Origin of the sequence: Psychromonas antarctica (genome assembly GCF_022267535.1) — a bacterium.
Taxonomy (GTDB): Bacteria; Pseudomonadota; Gammaproteobacteria; order Enterobacterales; family Psychromonadaceae; genus Psychromonas; species Psychromonas antarctica.
Genome location: NZ_JAHNZV010000007.1, coordinates 19649 through 37063, shown reverse-complemented (window position 1 = coordinate 37063; position 17415 = coordinate 19649). Strand labels below are relative to the sequence as shown.

General features: G+C 41.4%; 15 protein-coding genes. 7 read left to right on the top strand and 8 right to left on the bottom strand.

Annotation, left to right across the window (positions count from 1 at the left end; translation table 11 throughout):
* Positions 1 to 8 precede the first annotated feature (8 nt).
* From KSO91_RS03515 to purU, 5 genes are all read left to right on the top strand, one after another.
* On the top strand, positions 9 to 1691 hold the full coding sequence (locus tag KSO91_RS03515) for a tetratricopeptide repeat protein (protein WP_238741396.1): 1683 nt from the start codon (positions 9 to 11) through the stop codon (positions 1689 to 1691).
* A gap of 106 nt (positions 1692 to 1797) precedes the next feature.
* Complete coding sequence (locus tag KSO91_RS03510; protein WP_238741395.1) at positions 1798 to 3414, top strand: cation:proton antiporter domain-containing protein; 1617 nt, start codon at positions 1798 to 1800, stop codon at positions 3412 to 3414.
* Positions 3415 to 3619: 205 nt separating this feature from the next.
* Positions 3620 to 5290, top strand: a complete 1671-nt coding sequence (gene asnB, locus KSO91_RS03505; protein WP_238741394.1) for an asparagine synthase B — start codon at positions 3620 to 3622, stop codon at positions 5288 to 5290.
* 80 nt (positions 5291 to 5370) lie between these two features.
* Positions 5371 to 5844 carry a YchJ family protein gene (locus KSO91_RS03500; RefSeq protein WP_238741392.1) on the top strand — a complete coding sequence of 158 codons (474 nt, stop codon included), beginning with the start codon at positions 5371 to 5373 and terminating at the stop codon, positions 5842 to 5844.
* Between the two features lie 26 nt (positions 5845 to 5870).
* Entirely contained in the window at positions 5871 to 6707 is an 837-nt protein-coding gene (gene purU / locus KSO91_RS03495; protein ID WP_238741390.1) for a formyltetrahydrofolate deformylase, read from the top strand.
* A gap of 76 nt (positions 6708 to 6783) precedes the next feature.
* Here the strand turns inward: purU and KSO91_RS03490 are convergent, their stop codons facing one another.
* From KSO91_RS03490 to hisS, 5 genes are all read right to left on the bottom strand, one after another.
* Positions 6784 to 7014, bottom strand: coding sequence for a zinc ribbon domain-containing protein (locus tag KSO91_RS03490; protein ID WP_238741388.1), 231 nt, complete (start codon positions 7012 to 7014; stop codon positions 6784 to 6786).
* A 2-nt stretch (positions 7015 to 7016) separates the two neighbouring features.
* A complete protein-coding gene (gene der, locus KSO91_RS03485; protein WP_238741386.1) occupies positions 7017 to 8483 on the bottom strand; it encodes a ribosome biogenesis GTPase Der in 1467 nt (488 codons plus the stop codon).
* Positions 8484 to 8562: 79 nt separating this feature from the next.
* A complete protein-coding gene (gene bamB / locus KSO91_RS03480; protein ID WP_238741383.1) occupies positions 8563 to 9762 on the bottom strand; it encodes an outer membrane protein assembly factor BamB in 1200 nt (399 codons plus the stop codon).
* A gap of 13 nt (positions 9763 to 9775) precedes the next feature.
* The gene (locus KSO91_RS03475; RefSeq protein WP_238741381.1) at positions 9776 to 10456 is read right to left on the bottom strand and encodes a YfgM family protein; all 681 of its coding nucleotides are present in this window, start codon (positions 10454 to 10456) and stop codon (positions 9776 to 9778) included.
* 10 nt (positions 10457 to 10466) lie between these two features.
* The gene (hisS, locus tag KSO91_RS03470; RefSeq protein WP_238741379.1) at positions 10467 to 11756 is read right to left on the bottom strand and encodes a histidine--tRNA ligase; all 1290 of its coding nucleotides are present in this window, start codon (positions 11754 to 11756) and stop codon (positions 10467 to 10469) included.
* Positions 11757 to 12118: 362 nt separating this feature from the next.
* Between hisS and KSO91_RS03465 the strand changes: the two genes are divergently transcribed.
* Positions 12119 to 12901 (top strand): DUF2914 domain-containing protein, encoded by a 783-nt coding sequence (locus tag KSO91_RS03465; RefSeq protein ID WP_238741377.1) that lies wholly within the window; start codon positions 12119 to 12121, stop codon positions 12899 to 12901.
* A gap of 68 nt (positions 12902 to 12969) precedes the next feature.
* Here the strand turns inward: KSO91_RS03465 and rluB are convergent, their stop codons facing one another.
* The 3 genes from rluB to rnm all read right to left on the bottom strand — a co-directional run bounded on the left by rluB (position 12970) and on the right by rnm (position 15472).
* Entirely contained in the window at positions 12970 to 13845 is an 876-nt protein-coding gene (gene rluB / locus KSO91_RS03460; RefSeq protein ID WP_238741374.1) for a 23S rRNA pseudouridine(2605) synthase RluB, read from the bottom strand.
* A gap of 143 nt (positions 13846 to 13988) precedes the next feature.
* Positions 13989 to 14609, bottom strand: coding sequence for an L-threonylcarbamoyladenylate synthase (locus tag KSO91_RS03455; protein ID WP_238741371.1), 621 nt, complete (start codon positions 14607 to 14609; stop codon positions 13989 to 13991).
* Positions 14606 to 15472, bottom strand: coding sequence for an RNase RNM (rnm, locus tag KSO91_RS03450; protein WP_238741369.1), 867 nt, complete (start codon positions 15470 to 15472; stop codon positions 14606 to 14608). Before rnm ends, KSO91_RS03455 begins: the two co-directional genes overlap by 4 nt.
* A gap of 350 nt (positions 15473 to 15822) precedes the next feature.
* Between rnm and KSO91_RS03445 the strand changes: the two genes are divergently transcribed.
* Positions 15823 to 17412 (top strand): anthranilate synthase component 1, encoded by a 1590-nt coding sequence (locus KSO91_RS03445; protein ID WP_238741367.1) that lies wholly within the window; start codon positions 15823 to 15825, stop codon positions 17410 to 17412.
* Positions 17413 to 17415 lie beyond the last annotated feature (3 nt).

Sequence of the window (17415 nt, the reverse complement as noted above, 5' to 3'; positions counted from 1 at the left end):
ATTATACAATGTTGAACTTTCCGCGACGCTATTGCTCTTTTTTGGCCATTATACTGATCCTAGTATACAGTCCGCTTGCTGATGCAAAATCGCAATTTAGTCAAGGATATGAGGCAACACAAGCAGGAGATTATGAACGAGCAATAGCACTATGGGAGCCATTAGCAAAAGCAGGAGATAATGCTGCACAGTATAGCCTAGCTTGGGTCTACGAAAGTAGCCAAGGGAAAACTCAAAATGACCAACAAGCCATATACTGGTATACAAAAGCAGCCGATAACGGTTATGCGCCGGCTCAATTCGTACTAGCAACTATGTACGATAAAGGCAATGGGGTTGTTTTGGATCATCAACAAGCAGTAAAGTGGTTTTTAAAAGCAGCCAAACAAGGTGATGCCATTGCACAATTCCAATTAGGAACACACTTTCAGCAAGGGCTTGGCACCACTCAAAGCGATAGTGAAAGTTTGTTTTGGTTCAGTAAGGCAGCCACCCAAGGTCACCTTACTGCGCAAATCAATCTCGGGAAAATATATCAATCAGGTAAAGGCGTTGCACAAGATTACCGGCTAGCGATTTTATGGTATGACAAAGCGGCAGCACAGGGAGACGCGTTAGCACAATTCCATCTTGCACTTATGTCTGAATATGGTCGAGGCACCCGCCAAAATAATCAATTAGCCAAATCACTGTACCTGAAATCAGCCAATAACAACTTTGCCCCTTCCGCCTACAAACTTGCCGAATTTTACGAATTAGGCAAAGCAGGAGAAGTGGATTTAGAGGCGGCATTGAAATGGTATGAAAAAGCCGCCAATAAAAGGAATAGTGCAGCACAATTTAAACTCGGAGAGATCTATCAAAATGGTATCGGGGTTGCACAAAATATGAATGTCGCAATCAATTGGTACCACAGCGCTGCACAACAGGGATACTTGCAGGCATTATATCAGCTCGGTGTTATCTATGAGCAAGGAGTTGTCAATAAAGACAACATCCAAATAATAAAAGAAAACCCTCCCAGAGCAGCACAATACTTTCAGCAGGCGTCACAGCTTGATTATAATTTAGCCCATGCACGTTTAGCCTATTTATATGAAAATGGCATCGGTGTGACGGTTGATATTAAGCGCGCAATGGCGCTTTATCAGAAATCGACAGAAAAGTGGGCAAAGGCCCGTTTTAACATCCTTTCTAAACAACTCAACTGTTTTAAAACAGCAACAACGCAGTTATTTTCACTGCCCATCGCTTGCAGCGTTCGCGAAACATTACGTCAGAAAATTAAGGCCTATAACATCAGTAGCATTGATGAGAACAGTAACAATTGGTCAGACACCTATTTTACCGGTGCGGTGATACGCGGTACCAGTGAACTCAAAATCACCTACACCAGAGAAGATCGCTTTGTTAGTGCAACATATACTTTTGTGGGTAGAAGCAAGCCACAGCTTATCGCCCAGGTTAAAAGCGACCTCAGCCAACAATATGGTGAGCCCGACACTCAAACAGGCGACGTCGCACAGGGTAAAGCAAGTTTCCAGTGGTTACTAAGTGATGGGATTGTACTCACTATCAACAGGGAATGGCCTGATACCACTACCTTTGTGACTTACGCGCTTCCAGAGCATCAACATTTACTAGAAAAACAACAAAAACAATCCGCTAACAAGCAATATACCCGCAAATAAAGTCGCCCAGCAAATGTCGCGTTACTTCAATAAGATAAATAAATTTGTTCTACCTACTTTATTACCATAAAATCAAACAGATAATAAAAGCATAGAAGTTGAAATTATGGATACTACATTATTACTTTTTATTGGTACCGCATTTACCTTTGGCATGGTAATAAACCTCGTTGGATTGCCACCCATGGTCGGGTTTCTATTAGCTGGTTTCGCTCTTAATTTTCTCGGCTTTGAATCAGTTGCTGGGTTGACTACTTTTGCTGATTTAGGCGTCACTCTTTTACTCTTCTCAATCGGCTTAAAATTAGATCTGCGCACTCTATTTAAAATAGAAGTATGGGGCGGCGCAAGTATCCATATGCTCAGCAGCGTTATTTTTTACGCGCTGCTTTTACTGACGTTCAAGCAGCTTGGTTTTTATTTTTTTAGCTCGCTTAACCTATCCGCTTTGTTGCTTGTCTCTTTTGCTTTAAGCTTCTCCAGCACTGTTTTTGCGGTGAAAATACTTGAAGAAATGAGTGAAACCAACTCGCTTTATGGACGAATTGCAATCGGCATATTGATTATGCAAGATATCTTCGCCGTACTTTTTTTAACCATTTCTATGGGAGAAATTCCATCTATATGGGCACTATCACTGTTTGCCTTACCACTCGCCAAACCCCTACTTTTCAAATTACTCGACCGTGCTGGTCATGGAGAGTTGCTGGTTTTATACGGTTTTTTCTTGGCCCTTGTGATCGGCGCAGGGTTATTTGAATCGGTCGGCATAAAGGCTGATTTGGGGGCTTTGATTGCAGGTATGTTGCTAGCCGGGCATCCTAGTGCTAAAGAAATGGCTAAATCTCTGTTTAATATGAAAGAACTATTTTTAATCTGCTTCTTTTTAACGATCGGACTAGGCGGATTACCTAATATTGATCATGTTATGATTGCGGCTGTTATTTCATTACTCCTACTCGGAAAAATCGCACTCTATTTTATTACCTTAACGCAGTTTAAATTGCGCTCCCGTACTGCACTTTTTGCCTCATTCACATTAGCCAATTACAGTGAATTTGGTCTGATTGTGGCCTCTATTGCGACTTATAAAGGCTGGTTATCACAAGATTGGTTGATTATTACCGCACTTGCCGTCTCTTTTAGTTTTATTATTGCTGCACTCTTTAATAAATTTGCAGATCGGATCTATACCCGCTTTAGCCACCCATTAAAACGATTCCAATCTACTCGCTTGCACAAAAGTGATCGTCCGGTCCGCGTTGGCGATGCGCAAATATTAGTGATGGGAATGGGCCGTGTTGGTGCTGGCGCTTATGATGCTTTAAAACTAATCTATGGCGAAAAAGTGATGGGTGTCGATTATGATCATCAAACCACTCTCAAACATCGCGCATTGGGGCGACGCGTGATTACCGGTGATGCACTTGACTCTGATTTTTGGAATAAATTACAACTCACCGATAATATAAAACTTATTTTATTAGCGATGCCCGATCATAACGGGAACCGTTATGCAGCGGAGCAGCTTAATAAAATTGAGAAGCGCAGCTTTAGCGTATCGGCACTGGCACACTATAACGAGGATGAACATGAATTAAGTGCACTTGGGGTGAGCCCTGTTTACAATATGTATGTGGAAGCGGGCACCGGTTTTGCACAGCATGTTTGCGATGAGCTGCGGCCCAATTTATCAAAAAGCCCAGATCAGCATGAGTTATAACGAAAAAATCACTTAATCACTGAATTTATAGCTGATTTACACGGATTTAGTGTGACTTTTCTTAAATAGTCTGCAAAAATAAAACAATTAAATTTTTACAAAAATGATTCTCTTTTTGCTTTATTTTGGAAAACGGATAAGCATTAATAAATATTCAAAGATACCCAATACTCTCAGTATTTGTGTTCAAATAAAAGGTAACGTTATGTGTTCTATTTTTGGTGTGCTCGACATTAAAAGCGATCCTATCGCATTGCGCCAACAAGCAATTGAAATGTCTAAACTGCTTCGCCACCGAGGCCCCGATTGGTCTGGTGTGTACTCTTCTGAAAAAGCAATCCTTGTCCATGAACGTCTGTCAATTGTTGACGTCAATACAGGCGCGCAGCCACTATACAATCAAAATAACACACATATCCTAGCGGTTAATGGTGAAATCTATAACCATAAAGAATTAGCAACACAACTGACCTGCGGATACCAGTTCAAAACAAAATCGGACTGCGAAATCATTCTCGGCTTATATGAAGAAAAAGGTAATGCATTCTTAGATGACCTTAATGGTATTTTTGCCTTCTGTTTATATGATGCTGAAAAAGACAAATATCTAATTGGCCGTGACCATATGGGTATTATCCCGCTTTATATGGGCTGGGATGAACACGGTAACTTTTACGTTGCTTCTGAAATGAAGGCATTAACACCCATCTGTACAAAAGTTCAGGAATTCCCAACGGGATCCTTTTTAGACAGTGAAATCGGTGAAATCACTCAATATTACACGCGTGACTGGATGCAATATGATGCAGTTAAAGATAACGGCGGTAGTGCTGCTGAAATAGGTCAAGCACTTGAAGCATCGGTTAAACGTCAATTGATGTGTGATGTACCTTACGGTGTATTGCTATCAGGTGGTCTGGATTCTTCTGTTATCTCTGCCATCACGCAAAAATTTGCAAAACAGCGCATTGAAGACAACGATGAAACTGGCGCATGGTGGCCACAACTGCACTCATTTTCTGTCGGACTTGAAGGATCGCCTGATTTAGCCGCCGCTGCAAAAGTAGCGAAAGAATTAGGCACTATTCACCATCCGATTATCTTTACCGTACAAAATGGCATCGATGCTTTGCGTGAAGTTATCTACCATATCGAAACGTACGATGTGACCACTATCCGCGCTTCAACTCCTATGTATTTAATGGCACGTAAGATTAAAGCGATGGGCATTAAAATGGTACTATCTGGAGAAGGTGCAGATGAAATATTTGCCGGTTACTTATACTTCCATAAAGCACCAAATCCACAAGAATTACATGAAGAGTTGAACCGTAAACTCAGCAAACTGCATATGTTTGACTGTCTACGCGCGAATAAATCAATGGCAGCTTGGGGAATTGAAGCACGCGTCCCATTCTTAGACAAAGAGTTTATGGATGTGGCGATGCGCACTAACCCAGAACTTAAAATGATCAAAGATGGCCGTATCGAAAAGAACATTCTTCGTGAAGCGTTTGAAGGACAGTTGTTAAGTGAAGTATTATGGCGTCAAAAAGAGCAGTTCTCTGATGGTGTCGGTTACAACTGGATAGATACGTTAAAAGCACACATCGAAACACAAGTAACGGATCAGCAACTAGCGACTGCGCAGTTTAAATACCCAATTAATACACCCGATACTAAGGAAGCTTATTTCTACCGTACAATTTTTGCTAGCCACTTCCCACTTGACAGTGCTGCAGAATGTGTACCGCATGGCAAATCAGTTGCTTGCTCAACCGTTGAAGCATTAGCTTGGGATGAAAGCTTCCAACTTAATGCGGATCCTTCTGGCCGAGCTGCAGGGATTCATAATGATGCCTACAAAAGCAAATAATCAAATCTGATGATTAATGCTTTTAATTAAGCACAAAAGCGTTCCTTTGAACGCTTTTTTTTTATAACACAAAGAATAAAATGAATACTCTAATGTACCCAGATTGCCCCTGCAAAAGCGGCAAAACATATCAACAATGTTGTTTTCCATTGCATAATAATAAAACCACGGCATGCAACTGCGAGCAGCTAATGCGATCGCGTTTTAGTGCCTTTGTTTATCAATTAGGTGATTACCTTCTTTTGACCTATCACAGAGATTACCGCGGCTCGCTGAGCGCAGCACAGTTAGCTAGCAAAACAGTAGAGTGGAGAAACTTACAGATAATAGCAACGGATAGTTCTGGTGATATTGGCTTTGTAGAATTCAAAGCTTGGTTTATAGAAAACGGGCAATTACACTGCCACCATGAACGCTCTCGTTTTGTTAAAGAGCACGATCAATGGCTTTATTGTGATGGTATTTTTTATCCTGAGCAAAAATCAGGTAAGATAACACGAAATGATAACTGCCCCTGTGGCAGTGGCAAAAAATATAAAAAATGTTGCGGCTGATATAGCGAGGAAATAAAGAGACTATAATGGAAAAGAAAACACTACTAACCGATTGCCCAGATAGCAAAGGACTGATTGCTCAGATCACCAATATCTGCCAAAAGCACCAACTCAATATAATTAAAAACAATGAATTTGTAGATCACCAACATGGGCGCTTCTTTATGCGTACCGAAATTGAAGGCTACTTTAACGATCATACACTGTTGGCTGATCTAGATTTCAATTTGCCAACAGGCTCTCGACGCGCTTTAGTATCACAAAAACGTAAGCGAATCGTAATCTTAGTGACCAAAGAAACGCACTGTCTTGGCGATATTTTAATGAAAAGTACTTATGGCGGTATTGATGTAGAAATTGCAGCTGTTATCGGCAACTACGATATACTTGAAGAGTTAGTCGCTAAATTTAATATCCCTTATCACACAGTCAGTCATGAGGGCCTGACTCGTGAAGCACATGAGCAGAAAGTATTAGACGCCATTGCGCCTTACACACCTGACTATGTCATTTTAGCGAAGTACATGCGTATTTTAACACCGACTTTTGTTGCTGCTTATGAAAACAAACTGATCAATATTCATCACTCCTTTTTACCCGCCTTTATCGGTGCAAAACCGTATCAACAAGCATTTGATCGCGGCGTAAAAATAATCGGTGCCACTGCACATTTTGTAAATAACGATCTCGATGAAGGGCCTATTATTACCCAAGATATCGCCCATATAGATCATGCTTATAGTGCTGAAGATCTCGCAAAAGCAGGCCGTGATGTTGAGCGTTCAGTATTAAGCAATGCGCTACAACAAGTATTAGATGATAAGGTTTTTGTTTATGCTAACCGTACTGTCGTGTTTAAATAGTCCTACTTAGTGCACACAAAAAAGCCATTAGCTAAATTTAGTTAATGGCTTTTTTACGTTTATAACAGATAAAAATCTACAACGGTTGCAGTGTATAAATAGCAGTTGACTTACTTTTTAATTCATTACAGCTGTTACACCATAAATTTGCTGCTCCACAGGCCTGCAAAAGTTCAAGTTTATCACCACACTTATCACATGCGGCATGTAATTTAAAATCACCAGCGCAAGCATCGCAATGGTAATTTTGTTTTTGTATGCCGCCATACTCTATTTCGTTCTGACATTTTGGACACGTTAATTCCATAGTTATTTTCCTTTTTTATGGAACTTCATCATACGTTGGCGTTTATACATCTGATTCGGCGTTAATTTATTACGACGTCCTTCAAATGGATTCGTGCCTTCACGAAATTCAATACGAATCGGTGTACCCATAATCGCCAGCGAACGACGGAAATAATTCATCAAATAACGTTTGTAGGAATCCGGTAATTTTTTAACTTGATTACCATGAATAACAATAATGGGCGGATTATATCCCCCCGCATGCGCATAACGTAACTTAACACGACGCCCTTGTACCATTGGTGGATTATGATCATCAACAGCCATGCCCATAATACGTGTTAACATTGATGTGGAAATTCGTTTTGTTGACGAATCATAGGCTTCTTCAACTGACTCGTATAGATGTCCGACACCGGTGCCGTGAAGGGCTGAAATAAAATGGATTTTTGCAAAGTCAATAAAACCAAGTCGGCGATCTAATTCACTTTTAACACGATCTTTATCATAGTCATTCATGCCATCCCATTTATTGACGGCAATCACCAATGAACGTCCAGCATTAAGTGTAAAACCTAATAACGATAAATCTTGATCTGAAATGCCATCACGTGCATCAATAATCAGCAAGACCACATTACAATCTTCAATTGCTTTTAATGTTTTGATTACGGAAAACTTTTCAACCGTTTCATTGACTTTTTTACGTTTACGCACGCCCGCAGTATCGATCAAAATATATTCGCGATCATCACGACTCATTGGAATATAAATACTGTCTCGCGTTGTGCCCGGCATATCATAAACAAGCACCCGCTCTTCACCTAATATGCGGTTAGTTAAGGTTGATTTACCCACATTAGGTCGACCGATTAGGGCCAATTTAATAGGCAGATTTTTAAGCCGCTCTTGCTCTTTCAGCAATGCATCTTCATCATCTTCTGCGTATTCAAGGGCTTGCTCAAATTCATCGAACTCATCTTCTTCAGGAATATCATCGAAAAAACCATCTAATGCAGTATCTATCATCTGGCGCACACCTTTACCGTGTGCTGCTGCAATATGATAAACCTCACCTAAACCAAGCGCATAAAATTCACCACAGACAGAATCAGCATCAATACCGTCGGTTTTATTGGCGACAATAAATATCTTTTTCTCTTGTTTACGTAAATGATCGGCAATAGCTTCATCACCCACCGTCATTCCCGCACGTGCGTCAACGAGAAATAAAACAGCATCAGCTTCTTCAATTGCTTGTAAAGATTGCCCCGCCATTAAGGCATCAATGCCCTCTTCATCTCCTGTAATACCGCCGGTATCAATGACGATGAACTCTCTCTCTTCGATTTTTGCTTGCCCATATTTACGATCTCGCGTCAAACCTGGGAAGTCCGCAACCAACGCATCACGAGTACGAGTTAAGCGGTTAAATAAAGTCGATTTGCCCACATTTGGACGACCAACTAAAGCGATGACTGGTAACATATTTCAATCCTATAAAACAAAAAAAACCCCTTGTCAAAAAAGACGAGGGGTTAATAGTATACAGTAAATAATTAAGTAATTATTCTACATTTAACGACGGTTTTTCAATGGCTATTAATTTACCACTGCGCGTTTGTAAATAAAGATGGGTATCTGTTGCGATAGGCTGCATGTATAAACCATCTGAATCAAGGTATTGTTGTGCTACGAAGGCACCATCATCACGATTTATCCAATGTAGATAACCTTCACCATCACCGACAACGATATACTGGTTGGCGACCGTAACTCCCGTGACGTTTCGATATCCAAGTTTATCATTTACCCACAGCTCACTACCTGATTTACGATCTACGGCAAAGATGTAACCGCGGTAGTCACAGAGATAAAGCGAATTGCCTGACAATGCAATATTCCTAAATCCCGCGTATTTACGAGACCAAAGCTGCTCCCCTTTAAGCAAATCAATCGCAGTAAGGTTACCGTTATAAGCAAGCGTATAAACAATCCCGTTATTAATAATAGGTTGCATATCCACGTCAACCAAACGATCTAGTTCTGTTGCACCATGAGGACGGGCAACGGGCAACTGCCAAAGAGGACGCCCATCTGCCAATAAAGCGACGGCTACAAACCCATCTGCGCGACCATATACGATACCACCTTGTGAAATTGATGGTGTGGCACTGCCACGCAATGTTAATTTCGGTTGTTTATTGGTAAGAGTCCACAGCATATCTCCCGTATTGCTATCTAAGCAGATTAAATCCCCACGAGAGGTATGCACGACCACTTTACCATTCGCGTAAACGGGCTGCGCGATCACTTCACCGCTAACTTTTGCTAACCATTTTAATTCGCCGTCACTTTTATTAAAGGCCAAAACCTGCGCATTTTCAGTGCCAATAAATAAACTATCAGGCGATAAGGAGATGCCACCGGAGAAACGCGCAGAACGATTTAATTGATTACGTTGATCATCCCTAAAATCAGTTGACCAAAGTGACTTTTCCCCATCAAGCGAGAATGCTTTTATTCTGCCATCTCGCGATGCAACATAAACAGCTTGCTGATCAACAGCAGGCTGTAATTGCGAATAGTATTTATCAATACCATTACCAATACTTTCCTGCCACGCTATTTGCGGCTGATAAGATGGTTCAAAAGCAGGCAACTCAGCCATAACTACCACATCATCTTCACTCGAAAAGACAGAGCAACCCGTTAATAATAAAGTCGCGCTGGAAATAATAGCAATACGCTTAAACCATTTCTTCATCTGTTATCTCTATTTATTTTTCAGCGTCAAGAATCGGCGCAGCAACGGACGAATCTGTAGATTGAGCCAGATCATCAAATTGTAGCTGTAAAGCAGGATCAACACGTCCTTGGCTTGCATTAATCGCATCTTGGAATGCAGTTCGCGCGTTTTCTAGTTTCTCTTGTTTCAGGAAGATACTACCTTTTACTTGATAAGCTTTGCCTAAAAAGCTTTTATCCGTTATCAATGCTAAGGTCGATAATGCCTCAGGGTACTCACCAAGCTGCAGTTGAATACGAGCTAAACGTAAGTTAATAACCGAATTAAGTGGGGCGTAACTGTTTTGACTTTGCAGTTGTTGTAGTTGCGTTTTTGCTAATAAATAGTTTTTTTGTACAACCGCTTCTTTTGCAAGTAATAAAGAAGCCAATACGCCATAGCTATTGTCAACATTATTAGTCGCAAAGAGGCTGATATCTTGTAATCCTTTATCTCCTTGTTGCGCTTCAAACTTAACCAGCATATCCGAATACGCTTGTGAAGCTTGTTCCTGACCACTGATAACCGATTCATTATAAAAACGCCATCCCCATAGGCCTGCTAAGCCAACAACTGCACCTATAATGAGTGTATTGCCGTTCTCTTTCCACCAGCCTTTGATCGCTTCAACTTGCTGCTCTTCTGTTTCATAGCCTTCGATAATATCAACCACTTGTTATTCCTTATGAGTTCAATTCGTTAAAATAGGTAGGTAATACCTTAATTAGTTGATCAGTTGCAACCGTTTGTTGCGCTGTATTACCTTGTAATTCTTTTATTGTGACACAACCACTCTGTAACTCACTTTCACCGATAATTAAGGCGATGCGCGCACCACTCTTGTCTGCTCGTTTCATCTGCTTTTTAAAGTTACCTGCGCCACAATGATGCATCATTTTAAGCTGTGGTAATTTAGTCCGGATAAGTTCTGCCATTTTAAGACCAGCAAGATCCGTCCCTTCCCCCACTAAGACATTGTAGATATCAACATCACTTTTTATATCGTCATTTAATGCTAAAGTTTCCAACATTAAAATAATACGCTCAAGGCCCATTGCAAAACCTACCGCAGGGGTTGCTTTCCCCCCTAACTGCTCAACCAAACCATCATAACGGCCACCTGCACAGATTGTACCTTGAGAGCCTAAGCTATTTGTAACCCACTCAAATACAGTGCGGTTATAATAATCAAGTCCACGTACCAAACGTTCATTAATGGTGTATTTTACGCCAGCGACATCTAAATATTTTTGCAGCTGGGCAAAATGTGCCTGTGATTCGGCATCAAGATGGTCAGAAAGTTTCGGCGCATCCACTAATAAAGCTTGAATGTCTGGATTTTTACTGTCTAAAACACGCAACGGGTTGGTCATCATGCGCCGTTTGCTATCTTCATCTAAGATATCAACATGTGCTGATAAAAATTCAACCAATGCGTCTTTGTATAACGCGCGTGCGTCATTACTACCCAGTGAATTCAGCTGCAGTTCAACATGCTCATCGATACCTAATGCCTTCCATAGGCGTGCTGAAAGTAAAATAACTTCCGCGTCGATATCTGCACTGGCTATGCCAAACGTTTCCACGCCAAATTGATGGAACTGACGGTAACGCCCTTTTTGCGGACGCTCATGGCGGAACATAGGGCCTGTGTACCATAAACGGCGTTCTTGATTATATAGCAAGCCATGTTCATTTCCGGCGCGCACGCAAGAAGCGGTACCTTCTGGACGAAGAGTTAAACTGTCACCATTACGATCGGCAAAGGTATACATCTCTTTTTCAACAATATCGGTGACTTCACCAATGGAGCGTTTAAAAAGATGCGTGTTTTCAACAATCGGCATGCGAATTTCAGAATAACCGTAACTGCTGACAACTTGTCTAAATAACGATTCTAATTTTTGCCAAACAGGAGTTTGCTCAGGCAGGGTATCGTTCATGCCACGAATAGCTTGGATCTTTTTTGCCACAATGTTTTCCGAATACGTAAGTTAAAGAATAAAAAAGAAGATTATTATAAGGGCTTTTCAGATCAGATGAAACCGCGCTTAGCGGATAAATAACAGAAACTTAGCAACTAGGCCGCAACGCACCCTGTCTTATAGCCATCATAACGCAAGGTGCTGATTTCCCATCTGCAGTAAGATCGGCATAGAGGGGCAAAACAGGGCAATTAAATAAAGCATTGCTCGGCACAGCACATAAAGGACAATAATGTGAACAATAGACCATCATCTTCTTGGGTTTTCCACTGTTTTGCTTATAATCTCTACTTTACGGCACAGAATTAAGCGGCAGCTACGCGATTAACAACGGACGAGCACTTTACAAAATGACTAAACCCAAGAAATTGAGTATCCGCATTAAATTTGCAGCGCAAGTGAATAATGTTGTTAAAGAAGAAACGGTCTATCTTTATTATTGGAACAGGATAATAGCGTCTTCGGTGATCGCTCTCATTGCACTTACGGCGCTAACCGTTGCCGGCCGGGCTTATTTTAATCAACAACAGATTCAAAATAATACTGTAACGCCCCCCCCTGCAGATATGACCATCGCGTCTGTCAATATAGAACAGAGCACAGCAACGCAGCGGGCTAAAAAAGAGCTTGCAGCATCCCTACAAATACGAAAAGGAGGAACCCCACAAATAGCATCCCCCCGCGCTTCCAATAGCGACGTTCCTAAAAAATATATTTCAATAACGGCAAGCAAAGACACGGCACCTGCACCAACACAACAGGTAAGCAGTGCAGCCCCTCTTTTTGTAGAGTCAGAAGTGAAAATATTTTCAGATCAGATCACGCGTTTCGTGATTTCCAAAAGCGTAATAAATAATGAGCCGGTGGGAACCATCAGTGATATTAGGTTTGACGCTAATAATATAGCAACGCTTTATGCCTACTCTGATGCCATCGGATTAAAAGATGAAATGTTCTATTACATCTGGAGCTTGGATGGTGAAACCATCGCAAAAGTTCGAATAGGGGTATGGGCGAATCGCTGGCGCAGTTATTCTAGAAAATTTATCCAACCGAGTATGCACGGAGAATGGCAAGTCGCACTACAGAACTCAGAGGGCAAAACGCTTGCGATCAGTCGTTTTAATTACTGATCGCTTAGCATAAATAAGAAAAGTATAACTTGAGTATACTTTTTTAAGAGGCTATTTGTATGCAGCGATTAATTGCGCGTACGGCTAGTATTACGACGGCGCTCACCCGTTTTACGATGTTGATTGTGCTTTTTCACCGCGCGGCGAATACGCGATTGGGTATTTTTCACTTTACTCACATCAACACGTACTTTGGTTTCTGTCTCTTTCGGCATATCAACCATTTTACGCAAATAGTTGACCTCTTTAAGATTTAACTCAATCCAACCGCCCTGAGGTAACTGCTTTTCTAAATGAATATTGCCATAACGTACGCGCATTAGGCGACTTACTTGCACACCTTGACTTTCCCATAAACGACGTACCTCACGCGTACGTCCTTCGGTTAAAACAACATGGAACCAGCGATTAATGCCTTCACCACCAGATTCTTTAATGGATAAGAATTTCGCTTCACCATCGTCGAGTTTCACTCCCATACGTAAGCGATTAAGCATCGCCTCATCAACATCACCAAATATACGCACTGCGTATTCACGCTCGACTTGTTGACTTGGGTGCATCATTTTATTTGCAAATTCACCATCAGTGGTGAATAACAATAAACCTGAGGTATTAATATCTAAACGTCCAATGGAAATCCAGCGCGCACCGTTTAAACGCGGCAAACGTTCAAATACTGTCTTCCGGCCTTCCTCATCACTGCGCGTACAAATCTCACCTTCAGGTTTGTTATAAACGAGGATTCGACACACCTCTTTATCTGCACTTTTATTTTTGATGATATGACCGTCGACACGAATCATCTGCTCTTCCGTGACGCGCTCACCCAGTTCAACCACTTTACCATCAATACTGACTCGACCTTCAGCAATAATAGTTTCCATTTTACGGCGAGAACCTAGGCCTGCACGTGCTAATACTTTTTGTAATTTTTCACTCATTTTAACTTTCCTTTGGGTAATTCACATTATGCCAATCGCGATCTAAATCGCTTTTAACTTACTCTTTAATGATAGCTGTCAATTAACGGCTGACAGCTATCGGTTTACAGCTAAAGGCAGAAAGCCAACAGCTGGCAACGTCTTTATTGAAATGGGGTTAAGTCTCCGCTGCCTTCACGAACGATCACTACATCGTCATCTGAAAAATCGATCACTGTTGTCGGTGATTCGCCTAAATAACCGCCGTTTAGGATTAAATCCACTTGATTCTCTAACTTATCGCGAATATCTTCGGGATCAAATTCGGTGGTCACCGAACCGGGCAAAATTAGACTGGTACTCATTAACGGCTCACCTAACTCTGCAAGCAATGCCAAGGCGATAATGTTATTTGGGATACGGATACCAATTGTACGCTTACTGGGGTTCATCAACCGTTTGGGTAAATCTTTGGTCGATTTAAAAATAAAAGTATACGCTCCAGGCGTATTACTCTTCAAAGCACGATACGCTTGATTATCGACACGGGCATAAGTCGCAATTTCAGCGAGATCTCGACATACTAAGGTAAAATTATGCTTTTTATCTAAATCACGAATCTGACATATTTTTTCCAAACCATGTTTATTATCAAGGGTACAGCCCAAGGCATAACCAGAATCAGTCGGGTAGATAATCACCCCACCTTTTTTTAAAACTTCGACGGTTTGCTTTAGTAAGCGAACTTGTGGATTTTCTGGATGTATATACAAAAAATGACTCATAATATTTCTTCTGTTATAGCTAACGCTTGATAACTTGGCCAATCAGACCAAATTGGTTTTGCTATGTCGGGTAAATGTAGTGCTTTGCCTAGATCTCGCCAGCGTCCAACAAAATGAAAATCGCTACCTTGTGAAGCAAGTAAACCATACTCTTCACTCCACATAGCTAATTGTAGGCGCATTTGCGGGGATTGTTGCCCCATTGCGACTTCCATGGCATCGCCATTAAATTCTTTAAACTCCGTAAATAAACGACGCATCCATTTATTTGATAAATCATAATGGTTCGGGTGCGCCAGAATAGCTTGTCCGCCGGCTTGATGAATGACATCAATCGCCTCTTCCAGTTCTACCCAGTGATGGGGAACATAAGCAGTATTACCACGGCTTAGATATTTATCAAATACTTTCTGGAAAGTCGGCGCCACGCCGATTTCAACCAGATGACGGGCAAAATGTGCGCGCGTGATCGCCCCGTCGCCCGCCAGTTCTTTCGCCGCCTCATAAACACCCGGAATTTTCGCTTTTTCTAAACGCAGCCCCATCTCAATAGCACGGTTTTCACGCTTCTCTTTTTGCGCCACAATTAAATCCGTTAATACTGGGTGATGCGGGTCGATATTCACCCCCACCAAATGTATCTCATGATTTAACCAGTTAGTGGTAATTTCGATTCCATTGATTAGCGTTAACTTTAAATTATTATCTGTAATCGTTTGCTGCGCCGGCGCCAATCCGTCTATCGAGTCATGATCCGTTATCGCCAACATATCGACTTGCCGATTGGCTGCACGTATAACTAATTCATTGGCGGTTAATTGCCCATCCGACGCTTTAGTATGTGAGTGAAGATCAATTAACATTGAATATCCTAAAAATCATCTTGACATTAATAGCAGAATCGCAAAAAATAGAAGTCTAAATTTATGGGACGCATAATATATGATTTTAAATACAATTACTCTTAAAGATTCTTGGTGGCACTCATTCTCTTAAGCGAGCAATGAGGTTTTTGTATATTGTAAATTTTCCAAAAAACCAAATTTTAAAGCTCGCAAATTGCGGGCTTTTTTTGTATTTGGCGTTTTAAAATAAAAATAAAATTAGAGAAATATAATGAAGAGAATAAATATCCTTATACAGTGTTGGCGATGGCAATAATCAAAAAGGACCTTGAATAAGCTATTACACACTGATTTAAAAGGATTAAAAAATGAATACTCTGCACCCCATTGGCGTTTTAAAAAGCATTGAAATTGATTGTGAATACATAGGGAATTCCCTCTCGCTATTCCAAAAAATCACCGAACACAGCGATAATCATCTGCTTTTTGATTCCGCAGAAATTGAAAGTAAAACCGATCTTAAAAGCTTAATGCTAATCGATGCCTGTCTGAAAATCACCTGCCATGGTTTAGTAGTCACCTTCGAAGCGTTAACCGATAACGGTAAAGATCTGCTCACATTTATTACACCGCAATTTTCAACGCAACTTATTAGCCAGCAATCTGCCCAACAGTTACAACTCACCTTTCCACAATCAGATAGCAGTGGCGATGAAGATCAGCGCCTTAAATCAGCTTCTCCTGTGGATGCGCTCCGTTGCATCGTTGCCAACATTAAAAAACGCTCATCACACCAGCAAGCACTTTTTCTTGGTGGGGTTTTTGCCTATGACTTTATTGCTACCTTTGAAGATCTCATGGTGGTACCAGAGAGTGTGAATATTTGCCCAGACTTTATGTTCTATGTAGCTGAAACACTGCTAGTACAAGATCATCAAACACAAAAAAGTCAACTGATCGGCAGTGTCTTTGGCGGTTTGTACTCAGATGAAAATGAGCGCCGTATCAGCAAGCGCCTAAAAACACTACAGGCCCTGTGCACAAACTTTGTGCCCAGTGAAACAACGGTGATTCCGCTGAAAGGGAAAGTCACTACGGATGTTTCTGACCAACAATATTGTGATATTGTAAAAGCCTTAAAAGAGTACATTGTTAAAGGGGATATTTTCCAAGTTGTGCCCTCACGCAGTTTTTCACTCTCTTGCCCCAACCCTATCGCCGCTTATGCAAAACTAAAAGAAACCAATCCAAGCCCGTATATGTTTTATCTCAAAGACAGTGACTTTGTGCTGTTTGGCGCCTCACCTGAAAGTGCGCTTAAATATACAAAAAATACTAATGAGGTAGAGATTTATCCGATTGCAGGCACCCGTGGCCGTGGTTTTAATCCTGACGGTTCTATTAACAAAGATTTAGACGGCCGATTGGAGCTGGAACTGCGCTTAGATAAAAAAGAAACCTCAGAACATCTTATGCTGGTTGATTTAGCGCGTAACGATGTGGCCCGCATTAGTGAGCCGGGATCGCGCCATGTGGCCGATCTCCTTAAAGTAGATCGCTATAGCCATGTAATGCATCTAGTGTCGCGCGTAGTGGGTCAGTTACGCAGCGATTTTGATGCACTGCACGCTTATCAGGCTTGTATGAACATGGGCACATTAGTCGGCGCGCCTAAAATCCGCGCATCAGATCTAGTCCGTCAAGTTGAGCAAAAAAGGCGTGGCAGTTACGGTGGTGCCGTCGGTTATATTAATGGTTGTGGTGATATGGATACCTGTATCGTTATCCGCTCTGCGTTTGTTAAAAATGGCATGGCGCAGGCGCAGGCTGGAGCAGGTGTTGTTTTTGACTCCAACCCACAAGCTGAAGCGGATGAAACCCGTGGCAAAGCAGCTGCAGTGCTCAATGCAATAGCATTAGCACACGGCACGACATTAGCGCAGGTTTTAGGGGAATAAGCA

What these genes read in the sequence shown, in the direction of transcription:
- KSO91_RS03465 (WP_238741377.1), top strand. Translation starts at nt 12,119, where the DNA reads ATGACTAAACCCAAGAAATTGAGTATCCGCATTAAATTTGCAGCGCAA.
- rluB (WP_238741374.1), bottom strand. Translation starts at nt 13,845, where the DNA reads ATGAGTGAAAAATTACAAAAAGTATTAGCACGTGCAGGCCTAGGTTCT.
- KSO91_RS03490 (WP_238741388.1), bottom strand. Translation starts at nt 7,014, where the DNA reads ATGGAATTAACGTGTCCAAAATGTCAGAACGAAATAGAGTATGGCGGC.
- KSO91_RS03500 (WP_238741392.1), top strand. Translation starts at nt 5,371, where the DNA reads ATGAATACTCTAATGTACCCAGATTGCCCCTGCAAAAGCGGCAAAACA.
- KSO91_RS03515 (WP_238741396.1), top strand. Translation starts at nt 9, where the DNA reads ATGTTGAACTTTCCGCGACGCTATTGCTCTTTTTTGGCCATTATACTG.
- rnm (WP_238741369.1), bottom strand. Translation starts at nt 15,472, where the DNA reads ATGTTAATTGATCTTCACTCACATACTAAAGCGTCGGATGGGCAATTA.
- asnB (WP_238741394.1), top strand. Translation starts at nt 3,620, where the DNA reads ATGTGTTCTATTTTTGGTGTGCTCGACATTAAAAGCGATCCTATCGCA.
- purU (WP_238741390.1), top strand. Translation starts at nt 5,871, where the DNA reads ATGGAAAAGAAAACACTACTAACCGATTGCCCAGATAGCAAAGGACTG.
- KSO91_RS03510 (WP_238741395.1), top strand. Translation starts at nt 1,798, where the DNA reads ATGGATACTACATTATTACTTTTTATTGGTACCGCATTTACCTTTGGC.
- KSO91_RS03445 (WP_238741367.1), top strand. Translation starts at nt 15,823, where the DNA reads ATGAATACTCTGCACCCCATTGGCGTTTTAAAAAGCATTGAAATTGAT.
- bamB (WP_238741383.1), bottom strand. Translation starts at nt 9,762, where the DNA reads ATGAAGAAATGGTTTAAGCGTATTGCTATTATTTCCAGCGCGACTTTA.
- KSO91_RS03455 (WP_238741371.1), bottom strand. Translation starts at nt 14,609, where the DNA reads ATGAGTCATTTTTTGTATATACATCCAGAAAATCCACAAGTTCGCTTA.
- der (WP_238741386.1), bottom strand. Translation starts at nt 8,483, where the DNA reads ATGTTACCAGTCATCGCTTTAGTTGGTCGTCCAAATGTGGGCAAATCG.